General features: G+C 53.0%; 10 protein-coding genes. All 10 read right to left on the bottom strand.

Annotation, left to right across the window (positions count from 1 at the left end; translation table 11 throughout):
* Positions 1–62 precede the first annotated feature (62 nt).
* Positions 63–275, bottom strand: a complete 213-nt coding sequence (locus GOV38_RS09060; protein WP_171208895.1) for an AlpA family transcriptional regulator — start codon at positions 273–275, stop codon at positions 63–65.
* Between the two features lie 341 nt (positions 276–616).
* Entirely contained in the window at positions 617–1861 is a 1245-nt protein-coding gene (locus tag GOV38_RS09055) for a site-specific integrase (RefSeq protein WP_171208896.1), read from the bottom strand.
* A 597-nt stretch (positions 1862–2458) separates the two neighbouring features.
* Positions 2459–2992, bottom strand: a complete 534-nt coding sequence (locus GOV38_RS09050; protein WP_171208897.1) for a hypothetical protein — start codon at positions 2990–2992, stop codon at positions 2459–2461.
* 371 nt (positions 2993–3363) lie between these two features.
* Positions 3364–4200: a sterol desaturase family protein gene (locus GOV38_RS09045; RefSeq protein ID WP_171208898.1), complete on the bottom strand. Its 837-nt coding sequence runs from the start codon at positions 4198–4200 to the stop codon at positions 3364–3366.
* Positions 4197–4754, bottom strand: coding sequence for a TetR/AcrR family transcriptional regulator (locus tag GOV38_RS09040; protein ID WP_171208899.1), 558 nt, complete (start codon positions 4752–4754; stop codon positions 4197–4199). The genes GOV38_RS09045 and GOV38_RS09040 overlap by 4 nt, the downstream gene beginning before the upstream one ends.
* 1348 nt (positions 4755–6102) lie before the next feature.
* On the bottom strand, positions 6103–9246 hold the full coding sequence (locus GOV38_RS09035) for an efflux RND transporter permease subunit (protein WP_171212987.1): 3144 nt from the start codon (positions 9244–9246) through the stop codon (positions 6103–6105).
* Between the two features lie 8 nt (positions 9247–9254).
* The gene (locus GOV38_RS09030) at positions 9255–10355 is read right to left on the bottom strand and encodes an efflux RND transporter periplasmic adaptor subunit (RefSeq protein WP_171208901.1); all 1101 of its coding nucleotides are present in this window, start codon (positions 10353–10355) and stop codon (positions 9255–9257) included.
* Between the two features lie 124 nt (positions 10356–10479).
* Entirely contained in the window at positions 10480–10953 is a 474-nt protein-coding gene (locus GOV38_RS09025) for a hypothetical protein (protein WP_171208902.1), read from the bottom strand.
* Between the two features lie 186 nt (positions 10954–11139).
* A complete protein-coding gene (locus GOV38_RS09020; protein WP_171208903.1) occupies positions 11140–11700 on the bottom strand; it encodes a hypothetical protein in 561 nt (186 codons plus the stop codon).
* A 103-nt stretch (positions 11701–11803) separates the two neighbouring features.
* On the bottom strand, positions 11804–12379 hold the full coding sequence (locus GOV38_RS09015) for a hypothetical protein (RefSeq protein ID WP_170624451.1): 576 nt from the start codon (positions 12377–12379) through the stop codon (positions 11804–11806).
* Positions 12380–12487 lie beyond the last annotated feature (108 nt).

The raw sequence follows: 12487 nt of genomic DNA, 5'->3' as shown, positions 1-12487 counted from the left end.
CCTCGTTCGCGTTTCATACGGATCAACCAGCGGATTATTGATGGATTGAGAGTTTTCGAGTCTCAGGCTGCTCTGTCATCAATCACATCGCCGGTTGGCAGCCGGTCCACCCAGCTCAGAATATCTGCGCCGCGGTACCGGATTTTGCGCACACCGATACGGACAAACTGAGGACCGATGCGGTTGGCGCGCCAACGCCTAACCGAATGAACCGACACCCCGCAGAGTGCTGCTACATCATGGTCGGCATAAAGATGATCAGGCTGTATCGTCATAGTTCTTGCTCCTGGGCGGGAGCAGGAAAATTCGGCAATCTGCACCGCCCCATAAGTTAAGGGTTGGTGAGGGTGCCGATTGGCCTCATACAAGCTATAGGAATGACAATAACGCCGCATAAGTAGTAGTCAACGGGTCAAGGCGCGCAAAGCAATGCGTTGAGATTGCAATGGGTTTACCAGAACGCACTTGGGCTCGCCGAACACAAAGGTTTTTAGTTTTCCTTGCCATTCGGTAGCGAGGTAGGTCTCTTTTATGTACCTAGAGGATCAGGTGGACGGGCATTCCGGGAATGGATTTCCCAGCTGAACTGTGATCACCTTCCCAGCTGCCACCAAAGTCACTTGCATTCTTCGAGTTCGGAAAGCATTCCCTCCCACCGGCTCTGGGCTTCAATCCTTCGTTCAAGGATCGTGGATTTGTCGTAGATCCCAGAAAGACCGGGGCGCTTGTGCGCGATCATGCGTTCTGCGGTGTCGAAGTCGATACCGAGTTCGGTCAAGCCAGTGCGAAAAGTTCGGCGCAGGCCGTGAATAGAGAGGCGGGCGTCTTCGTATGCTTTGCGGACCGGGATTATCCGCTTGGACCAACCCGACATGGCTACGTCGGGTTTTCGAGCGCTGGGGAAGACCAGCGTATCTGTCTTGCCTGGTTTTGCGCCTGTCAGTTTGGCCAAGTCTTTGAGCAAAGCACGGGACAAGTCTCCGAGCGGGACCGAGTGTTCGGTTCCGGTCTTAGTCCGGTTTGCAGTGATCGTCCAAATCGTGAGTTTTGCGTCAAGCTCCGTCCAGCGCATATGTGCGATTTCGTTGCGGCGCTGACCAGTCAGAAGGGTGAAGCGCAGGTAGGCTTGGAAGATCGGATCGGGAGAGGCGCTGAGGGCCTTCAGGAAACGCACGATCTGGTCAGTGGAAGTCATTGTCCATTGATCGCCTGAGAGCCGTTGCGCGCGCGTCTGGCGCGGTCTGCGGTAGCCCGAGAGAGGCGAGACAGGTATATGCCCCTTGTCTGTGGCGTAGTTCAGGAAGCCGGTGGCGTTCTTGCGGAAGTAGGCCGCAGCGCCAGGTCGACCAGATTTCTCGATACTATCGATTATAGCAGTCAGGTCGAGGCGGGACAGATCGCCAATGGGTCGGGCGCGGTGCGGGTGAAGGTTTTTACGCAGCGACTGCATCATGTCCTTGGTGCGCACGATCTGGCGCGCGATCAGGTCCTGTTCGTAAAGAGCTAGAAGCTGGGCAGTATGGATTGCACCGGTTTGAGGGGCGCGAGGGTCGATCCCTTTGCGCAGATCGAGGACGTGAGCACGTGCAAGGTAGCGCGCCTGCTTGAGTGTGATCGTGCGGGTGTCTCCGATCTTGATCTGAACGCGCTTGGCTGTGCGACCGGTCCCGAGTCGCGAGCGTAGGATGTAGACCTTAGCATCGGTGCCGACGCGCAATGCGAGACCCGGAACATCGGTGTCGTTGATTTCGTATCTTTGGTTGCGGGCTTTGGCCGAGCGGACCTTAGATTCAGTCAGGGTCCGGCGCTGGGCGCTTGGTTTCGGGCTGATTGGTAGAATCTTGAGGGTATATTGCGACATGAACTATTTTCCTCACTGGCGACCACATGGCGACCACCGTCATGCATACCCATCATAACAAGACATAACTCGCCACGGCCAAATATAAAAGATTTCAATTGTTTCTAGTTACTCAGCGCGACATAGTGCATGTTAGAGCACTCCCTTGGTAAGGGAGAGGTCGAGAGTTCAATTCTCTCCAGCAGCACCATAAACATCATTATTTATCAGCTACTTACCTTTACGACTTCCGCTGGACTCCCTTCGCAACTTGTCGAAAAATACGAGAACTTTCGGACAACAAAGACAAGGTTTCGTACAAATCCCGTACAGCGAAGGTACAGTGTTCACGCAATGCCCTGCAGAGACAATGCGAATCTTGCCCATACCGATTTCCAGTATCTCCGATGACTACTGCATATACATCCACTGCGATGATGTCCGCTGTAACCACGGTGCGAGCTTCCGGCCAAGCGACCTGGTTGATAGGCTGGGCGGTGTTGTAACCCTACGCAGCGTTTTGGGTAAAGCCCGGTGTACCAATTGCGGCAGGCACCCGGTCAGCATCAAACAGATATATGGACGGCAGAGCGGGTGGTGAGGCTTCTAACTGAGGCCCTAGGAGCTCAACTTCTTTATCCTCAGAATGTGGCGCACCATGTCTTCCGCTCCCCACATTGATTGAAACGGAACATAGACTCCGTTTTCAAAAACGCCACCTTTCAGAAACTCGGCTTCCCCGGCGTTCTCTTTCGCCGATACGATTGCAATCGAGAGACCCATCAAGAAGCTTGGGTTAAAATTCCACACGTCTCCGATTGCTGTGACACCGAGATCGTTTTCGAACGACATCCTGGGGTCGAGCTCTCCATCCTGAATTAACGGGTTGCGCGCGAATTTCCAAATGGCTTGCGCTAGAGTAGCGCCCCCGTAATTGGACCCAATAACAATTGTTCCGAAGCCTATTCTGGAAATGATATCCTCTTGGTCTGTAATCAGCGAGCGCACGCGGTTTCCAACAAAAGGTTCTTTTGGGTATCTCTTTTTCGCAGTTGCATCTAGAGCCTGGAACATTGCTGTCGCCGCAGACTCATAGTCTTTTTTTTCCATGTCTTCTTGAGACTTGACGATTCTGCGACCAATCGCACTCAAAACGAGCCTCCTACTCTTCCGAATTCCAACGAGCCGCGAGCCGCGAGCCGCGAGCCGCGAGCCGCGAGCCGCGAGCCGCGAGCCGCAAAAGCATTACACTTAGGCCAAAAATCAATAGCAGATGTGCGGGAAAACCGCCGCCCAATCGACCGACCAAATATGCAAACAGAACCAAAGTAAGGGCAAGGGTGTTGTCTAACCTGCCCCCAGGTATCGCCGTTTGCGCGGCCCAAAACCCAGATAACCAGCTCCGCACGTTTTTGCTCCTTTGTGTGTAGTCAAGAGTCCGCATTGAGCCCATTCTCACCAATTCTGCGCATTGAATGAATGTCCGCAAGCGAAGGAATTGCGCGGTTAGGTTTGGAGGAATCTTAGTCCTTTGGCACCCACCCAGGCGGACGGCAGAGGATGTTCACGATCTGGCGAGGGCTCTTCGCTTGACCAATATCCTTAATGAGATCGGGCCACTCTGAGAACCATACTTTGATTGGATTCCGACTGTCGAAGTCGCGCTTCAGGCCATAGCGAGGCGTTTCTTCCTCGGATTGGAAGGTTCCCCACAGGCGATCCCATACGATCAGAATGCCGCCGTAGTTCCTGTCGAGATACTTGTCGTCACAGCCGTGGTGAACGCGATGATGAGACGGCGTATTCAGGACCGATTCAAAGGGTCCGAGCTTTCCAATCAATTCCGTATGCAGCCATGTCTGGTAAGCCAGCACGGCAATAACACCAAAGATTATTGCTTCAGGCGCAAATCCCATGAACGCCAACGGCAAATGGGCGATCAGCGACCAGACACCTTCCAGCGGGCCAAAGCGGACACCAGTGACTATGTTCATGTCTCGCGAGGAATGATGGACAGCATGTTGCGTCCAAAGGATACGGACCTCATGGGCAATCCGGTGTTCCCAGTAATAGGTGATATCTGCCAACAGAATGACGAGACCCAGGCTCCACCACGTGACAGGTATTCCCCATGGCAAGCTCTGAGAAATCACCCAATAGAGCCCATACGCCCCGGTCAGTATGAACGTCTCGACGATCAGATATGGGATTTGGGTCGACGCGCTTGCCAACATCTCGCCGAAAGTTTTGGCTTTTAAGTTACCTTTAAAGGCCATCTCAGCAATTTCGATCAGCAGTATTGCAGCGCCGATCAGAAAGAACATGTCGTCAACTTGTGATGTGAGGGCTTCTATACTCATGAAGAACTTCCCTTCAAACCGTTTGAAAAAGTGCGCCAAGCAAGTTCTGCGGCTTGCTTCGGCGTCGCTTCGCCAGACCGCACAAGAGACCAGGCAGCGTAGGTTAGGTTCTCGTACGCTTCGACGATCCAAGCGGACGGAAGGTGTGGATCAAACGCGCCTTCGCGTTTCGCTTCCTCAATGTCCCGTCGAAGTGCATCAAGGCTTTCCTGGTATGCAGCCGCAACCGCGGGATCGGTATCTATGCCTTCGTTGGCCAGAAACCACTGGCGATTTGCCAGAGGTACGATAGCGAACAAAGACAATTGAAAACCTTCTTCGTAGGATTCTGCATTTTCCGTCGCTTTATCAATCGCTTCGCTCAACTCTGCGAGAGCGGTCAGCGCAAGCGAGCGCATCAGTTCAGTTCTGCTTGAAAAATACCTGTGAAGTGTCGCACGCCCTACACCGGCGCGTTTTGCGACATCGCCAAGTGATGCGGCTTGGTTCTTCGAGTACACGTCGAAAGCAGCTTCGACTATGGCGTCGCGCGTCTTGGGTCGAATTTTACTCATGAGACAGATATGTCTCATTTGAGACATGATTTCAATACCGCAGCATAGAGAAATCACGCTGATAAGACTTGTCGAAACGACTTAGCTGACGTTCGATGACCCGCGATAACAGACTTTCGCTAGATCACCTTGAACGACAAGAAAGTCCGCATAGCCGACATCGCCTCCTTTGTGTGTCGTCAAAAGTCTGCTTTTAGCCCAACTTGAACCTTAGTCGGCCCGTAGCGAACGTCCGGTATTCGCAAAACTCTAAAAACTCGATGAATGCGTGTTCAACGAGAACCAGGGTTTCGAGAGGCTGTTTCGCGTGCATTTTGCGGCGAAGTTCTTTCTGTCTGCCAGACACGTGCCCGGAACTCTCAGAAACCATCGTTTTCGCTTCACTAGACAGATTCAACTGTGCCAATGTCGGAATTGGCTCACATCCGGGCTATGAGCCACGGAGAATTTGAGATGGTTATTGGACTGCTTTACTTATTCGCGATTCTAATTTTCACAGGCTACTTAGCATGGCTGTTTGTGAGACGTCCTAAGTACACACACGAGCGTTTTGCATTCACCTTCATTAGCTCGCTCACATTCTTTGCAGCAGCTTCGATTATCCCCTTGTTTGCAGGTGAATCCCTACTTGTAGCGCTTTTTAGAGGTGGATCCGACTCAAAGCTGTCCTGCCCCTTGCTCCACGCGTCTAACAAGTCAGCGCGACTGATTTGCCCCGCACTACGGTAAGGCCGATCCGCAAAAATGGGGACATCGGAACTTACTCCGTGTAAAGTCATAGTGTCGTCCGTTAGCGTGGCGCGATCAGCGGTTTCAATAAAAAGATAACTCTCGGCTTCTGATGCATTGTTGGTGGCTTGTGCGATTGCAGAGACTGCGAGAGCACTCAATATAGTTGCTGCTCCGAAAAGCTTGGCCGAAACTCTCATAGTTACCTCCAGAGTTGGGATGGTCGTTATGTATGAAGTTGAATCTAGATGCCGGCTCGCACAGTTGGTGCCAGATACGTGAAGTGGAAACGTGGCGCTGTTCAGCTTTCTTCTCGCCCCAATTTTCCTGGCAAGTATACAACTAATCAAGAATACGCTTTTTCCTTTTGGTATCCATGAAACTGGGAAACAAAACGACACGGATGGCTCACTGGTTACCAATTTAAGGCGCATGGCTCACGTGCCAGACGTTTCAAGTTTGGTGGCTTGCAATTCCACAGATCGATCTAGTGGTAGCAATGCACCGCACTCACGTGGCGCAGCGAATTTGCCGGAACAAACTCACATACTTGCGCGCCAATGCGAACTATCACGATGGCAGCTATCGCTCGCACTACCAAGCTTTGCTTTGCGGCAAGCTACCTAAGGGAAGAGGAAGTAATTTGACGTTGTTTGGTAGAGTGAATCAGAAATTCTCTAAGCGTCTGGAACGCCGCGTAGAGGATCGGGATCATCAAAAGACCTAAGGTACTGTCAACAATCATGCCAAAGAGTACAGGATAGCCAATAGATACGCGTGCCGCAGCTCCCGCGCCGCTGGACAATACAAGGGGCAATACGCCGATGATGAAGCACAGACCCGTCATGGTGACCGGGCGAAACCGGATTTCTGCCGCTCTCAGGGCGGCTTCACGGATACTGGTTCCGGACAACCTTTCTTGATTGGCGAATTCAACGACCATGATGGCTTTCTTGGCAGCCAATCCGATTAGCAACACCATTCCAATCTGAGCAAAAATGTTGCTCGTGATAAACGGGAAATAGGCAATGGGTACAAGCGCGCCTAATAATGCAAATATGGCTGAGGTGATAATCGACAGCGGCAGTATCCAGCTCTCATACAAAACAACAAGAAACAGGTAAGCCAAAACCAAGGCCGACAGCATGATGAAGGGGACCATGCCTTGAGACTTGACCTCTTGCTGGGTCACGCCCGACCATTCGATGCGAAAGCCGTCGGGCAGCGTTTTGTCAGCGATCTCTTGCATAGCCTGGATGCCCACGCCCGAACTGACACCATCTGCCAACTGCGCGCTGACAGAGGCCGCCGTGAACAGGTTGTATCGCGGGATCGCATCCGGTGCGAGAACTGGTTCGCTGCTCACGAAGTTTCGCAAAGGCAGAGACTCACCAGCGCTGTTTTTGACGTAGATATTGTCCACATCATCCAGCGTTTGCCGAAACCGCGCGTCAGCCGAGATGACGACCCAATAGACCCGTTCCGACAGAATGAAATTATCCACGAAGAAGGTGCTGAGATTGGCCTGCAATGCGGTGAAGATGTCCGAAACGCTTACGCCCAGCGTTTCAGCGCGATCCCGATCCACGGACAATCGGTATTGCGGGGTCTGACCGGAAAAGCTGCCATGGGCGCGAACGAATTCTGGCGCGGCGTTCAGGGCTGTGACGAAGGCATTCATGACGGAGTCAAGCTGCGCGCCATCGCCCTTTTCAAGATCCAAAAGCTCGACCGAGATACCACCCGTCGATCCAAGCCCGTGGATGGTTGGGAAGGGAAACACATAGCTTTCGGCCTCGGGCAGAGTGGCCAGTTTATGGTCCAGATCCTGCATAATCGCATCCCAATGCAAATCCGGGCTGGTGCGTTCGTCCCACGGCTTGAGAGTGATGATGGCCATTCCGGCATTGGAGCGGACGCCCGTCAGCATGCTGGCGCCGGACACTGTTGTCACGGTGTCCACGCCGGGCGCTTTTTCGATCACCTCGCCGGCTTTGGCCATAAAGGCCTGGGTTCGCTGTAGGGAAGCACCATCTGGCAGCGCCATGGCGGCCAGCAAAACACCGTTGTCCTCTTGCGGGATCAAACCGGTAGGAACGGTTTTGAAGAGGTAAATGGTAGCCCCGACAGAAGCGACAAAGACAAGCAGCGAGAACGCGATGTACCTCAACATCAGCGAGACAAGCCGCATGTATTGTCGCCTGATCCAAAACACCGCCGCAGGCACAAACTGCAAGGGGCCAATTGGTTTCAATCCTGCTTTCAGTACCATGGCACAAAGCACTGGGGCCAGGGTCAGTGCGTTCACGGCAGACAGCACAAAAGCGAAGATGATTGTCGCGGCGAACTGGTAATAGATCGTTCCCGTCACTCCGGGAAAGAAACACACCGGAACAAATACGGCCGCCAGCACAAAAGTGGTCGCGATGATCGGGCGATTGACCTGTGACATCGCCTTGAGCGTGGCGTCGCGCGGCTCAAGCCCCTCATCGGTCATGATCCGTTCGGCGTTTTCGATGATGATAATGGCGTCATCGACCACCAAAGTGATGGCTAGAACCAAAGCAAACAGCGTGATCATGTTTGCGCTGAACCCAATCGCATAGATCAGCGCGACTGCTCCCAGCAAAGAAACCGGGATTGCAATCGCGGGAACGACTGTCGCTCGGAAACTGGCCAGAAAGAAAAACGTGACTGCGATCACCAAGCCTGCTGTTAGCGCCAGAGTTTTCAGAATGTCTTCGATCGAAACACGCACAGCATCTGTTACGTCATAGGTGATCTCATATGAGACACCTTCGGGAAATTTCTTCGAAAGCTCACCCATCAGGTTGTGGATGTTATCCGAAATCTCTAGCGCGTTGGCCGTGCTTTCCTGATGCACCGCAATCGCCGCCGTATCCTTGCCGTTCAGTAGCGAGGACCCGGCATAGGTGGCTGAACCAAGCTCAATCCGTGCCACATCCTCCAGTCGGGTGACCGATCCATCGTCGCCCGTTGAAATGATGATCCGGCCGAACTCTTCAGCGTCCCGCAGTAGACCCTCGGCGCGTAGCTTGAACTGAAAATCTGTGCGGGCATCGCCAAATGGCGGGGCTCCGACTTGTCCGGCGGCTGCTACAACATTTTGGCTTTCAATCGCATCGGCAATCTCTGACGCGGTGATATTCAGCGCGGCCATACGAACCGGGTTGATCCAGACCCGCATACTGTATTCCAACTGGCCGAATTGCGAGACCCCACCCACCCCTTGCAGGCGCTGCAGTGGATCATGCAGGAAATCGGCCGCGTAATTGCTGAGGTACAACTCATCTCGTGACCCGTCAGGAGATGTGAGGTTGATCACCAGGATCATATTTCCGGATTGTTTGGTAACCTCGATCCCCTGCTGTTGCACAATGGATGGCAACTCGGCACTGGCTAGGGCGATGCGGTTTTGCACCTCCACCGCCGCAACATTGGGGTCGGATCCCAAGTCGAACGAAACACTCAGGTCATAGCTGCCATCATTCGAGCTTTTGGACTGCATGTACAGCATGCCGTCGATCCCGTTCACGCGTTCCTCAATGGGTGTGGCCACGGATTCCTGAATGACTTGCGCATCCGCGCCCGGGTATGTCGCTGTCACATATATCTGCGGAGGTGTAATGTTCGGATATTCCGAGATGGGCATGAGCCGGACGCAGACCGCGCCAAAAAGAACCATTAAAATCGCGATGACAGCAGCGAAATGCGGGCGATTGATGAAGTAGTGAGAGATCAAGTCAAGCCCTAACTCTGACTATCGACCGCTTTTACGACCAACCCGTCGTGAATTTTCTGCAGCCCTTGCACGACAACTCGATCGCCGTCTTTCAGGCCAGAGTTCACTTGGGTTCTGGTTGCGGTCTGAGTGCCGATTTCGATATCAGTTCGGTGAATCGTGTTTTTGTCATCCGCGACAAACACAAAATAGCCCTGCTTGTCGAACTGAACTGCATTGCGCGGCACGGTCAAAACCTTGGTGTCGTCCGAGCCACTGAGCGTGACGATGACAAACTGACCAGGAATGAGAAGCCCTTCGGGATTTGAGAATGTGGCCCTTAGCTCGATTGTATCGGTATCCTGACTGACGCTGTCGCCCACATAGGTTACCTTGCCTTCCGTACCGTAAGTCTGACCGTCGGCTAATGTAATCTGCGTTGCCAGTTTGATGCCCTGCGGCGAAATCGATCCATTGCGTCGTTCACGCAGCAATACGGTTTCACTAACAAAAAAGCTCACCAGCATGGGATCAACGCTTGTGACCGTTGCTAGAACACCGCTGTCGGAATCCACGATGTTGCCCGCATCGACTACAGACAACCCGATGCGTCCATCCAGTGGGCTGATGATCTCTGTATGATCCAGATCGATCTGCGCTATTTCAAGTTCGGCCTGTGCCTCATCCACTGAGGCTTGGGCCTCGTCAAACGTCGCCTTGGCTGTGTCCAGAACGGACTGGGGAACATCACCTTTGTCGAATAATGTCTGTTGCCGGTCGAGTTCCGTTTTGGCGCTGAGCGCAGAAGCCTGAGCGCTTTTCAAAGTAGCCTGAGCGGCATCAACACTTGCCGCGTATTTCCTTTTCTCGATGCGGAACAGCACGTCGCCCTTTTTGACAGCCCCACCTTCGGTGAAGTTGACCTCTTGCAGGACACCATCCACTCTAGCCTGAAGGTCGACACTTTGATCAGCGACGACACGACCCACAAATTCATCCTGTTTCTGCAAATCCTGCCGTGTTGCGGGAGCAACAACGACACTGGGTGCCGACGGGTCAGACTGCGCAGCTGCGGGACCCACCAAACCGATGGCGAACAAAGTGCAGAGTAGCTGGTTCGTTATCGTCATGCGATGCTCGCTTATCCGCAATTTGATGGCTGCAAGACTACTATTCATGGCCCTTCAAATCGGCGCAACGGAAATTTAGCCTGCACGATTGATCGAATTGACGGGACTCTACAACATATACCACTTATGGCAGTCCACCATCTGGCCCGGTATAGGGGGGACGCCAAGAAAAGCTGTCGATGAACATAATCACATTGTCCATCGCCTGAACCTCATCCCCCTGAATTGTATCGTAGCTGTATGAAACTTTTTCACCGTCGACCGTCGGGGATGATATCTCGATGATCAATACATGAGACTCCTCATCAATCTCACCCGACAAAGCTGCATTTGGCGGGTCAACGTCAAAGCTGTTTTCACCTTGGCTCCAAATATCAAAGAAGTGATCTCGGCTGATGACACCGGCGCTGCGGTACGGTCGGTCAGAAAACACCGACACCTCTTCGTCGACACCGTACAGAACGAGTTTCCCATCTTGGAGCTCAGCTTTTGTGGCGGTTTCAACAAACAAGTAGGTCTTGTTATCTGCTTCTTCGGCCAGAGCAAGTGGTGCAGCCAAAGCGCTGATTCCGGCCAGAACAAGACGTATCTTTTTCACTGTCTTTCTCCTTGGTCCATCATGTCAGTCAGGCGTGAACGGTGCCAGATATCCGGCGGCCAACCCGGGAAGTATTTAGTCCAATTGGTGGAGGTTTCTTATTTCCCTCAAAAAATGTATTTGAAATCATAGCCTTCGGACCAAACAGCGGATTCAACCGGCGTCGGGCCAGATTAATTGTTTTTCTCAATCTGATTGAGAACCCAACACTCCAGAATCTGCATCCAGCTGAATTGTATTGCCGCCACCTGTGAACGCATCTGCCGCAAGATCCCACCCACCTTCGATATCTGCCCACGGACTCTCATCGATAACGAGATAGCTTTGCTCAAGGGCAGGTACTGCGGAACCTTGCAGGATGGTGTAGGAAAAAGTCAGTGTGTCACCAGATTGCCGAGGGTCCGATAGTTCGACGACCAGCGCGACAGGTTTGCCATCCGCTTGGCCCATCAGCGCAGCGTTTGGTGGGTCGTCAGCAAAACTATCCTGCCCTTCACTCCAGACTTTGAGCAGTTCGGAACTTGGTATGACCCCAGCGGCGCGGTGCGGGCGATCTGCAAATACGATCATGTTCGCGTCCGGGTTTTCAAGTGTCAGGATCCCGTTGTGCAGCGTTGCCACGCTGGCGTGCTGAACAAAAAGAAAGCTGGCTTGGTCTTTCGTTTGTTCAGCAGATGCAGAAGCCGCAATAACCCCCGCTGCCAGAGTGGTGGCAATGCCTGTGCTCAAGATGCCTGCCTTAGTCATGCCTATTCCCTTTTCGACGCGCAAAGTGCTTCAAACGCTATATGACGTGGCTGCGGCACCCCTTTACGAAGGGCACCGCGATAGGTGAGCGCACTCAAATATCTCAGTTCGACGAAACGCCCTGCGAAAGAATACCCATACCCACATCGCCGTTCAGCTGTGTCGATTGTCCCGCGTCCCCGGTGGAAACGGCTGCCAGATCTGCCATGGTTTTGTAAAACTCCGCGAACGGGTTGTCGTCGATCACCAAATAGCTCTGTTCTATGGATTGGACCTCAGTACCTTCCAACACGGTGTAATCGAAGACCAAGTTTCCGTCTTTCCTCTTTGGGTTGGTCAGTTCAACGATTATTGAAACAGGTTGGCCTGCGGATTGCCCGACAAGCGCTGCATTCGGCGGGTCCTCGGCAAAGCTGTTTTGCCCTTTGCCCCAGATCTTGATCAATTCCGAGCTTGGTACCGCAACTGCAAGGCGGTGCGGACGATCCGCAAAAACGATCATATTTTCGTCTGCGTCATGAAGCGTCAACGTGCCGTCATCCAGAGATGCGGAGGGCGCATGTTGAACGAAAAAGAAGGTTTCCTGAGCAGGTTTTTCTTCTGCAGTTGCAATTGCAGGTGCCAGTCCGAAAACAAGTGCAGCAAGCGAACTCCGGAGCGCCTTGAGTGCCTGTTTCATAGGGTTTCCATCCTATTCAAATTTTCTGTTGGTTTGTTTGCAGTCCGCTCAACCTTCGCCAGAGGGTACTCAACTAAGCTCTCGTCCACGCATCGCACCAAACTTTGC

The sequence above is a fragment of the Ruegeria sp. HKCCA5839 genome, from assembly GCF_013035585.1.
Taxonomy (GTDB): Bacteria; Pseudomonadota; Alphaproteobacteria; order Rhodobacterales; family Rhodobacteraceae; genus Ruegeria.
Note: the sequence above shows the minus strand (reverse complement) of the source record. Positions and strands in the feature narration are given on the sequence as shown.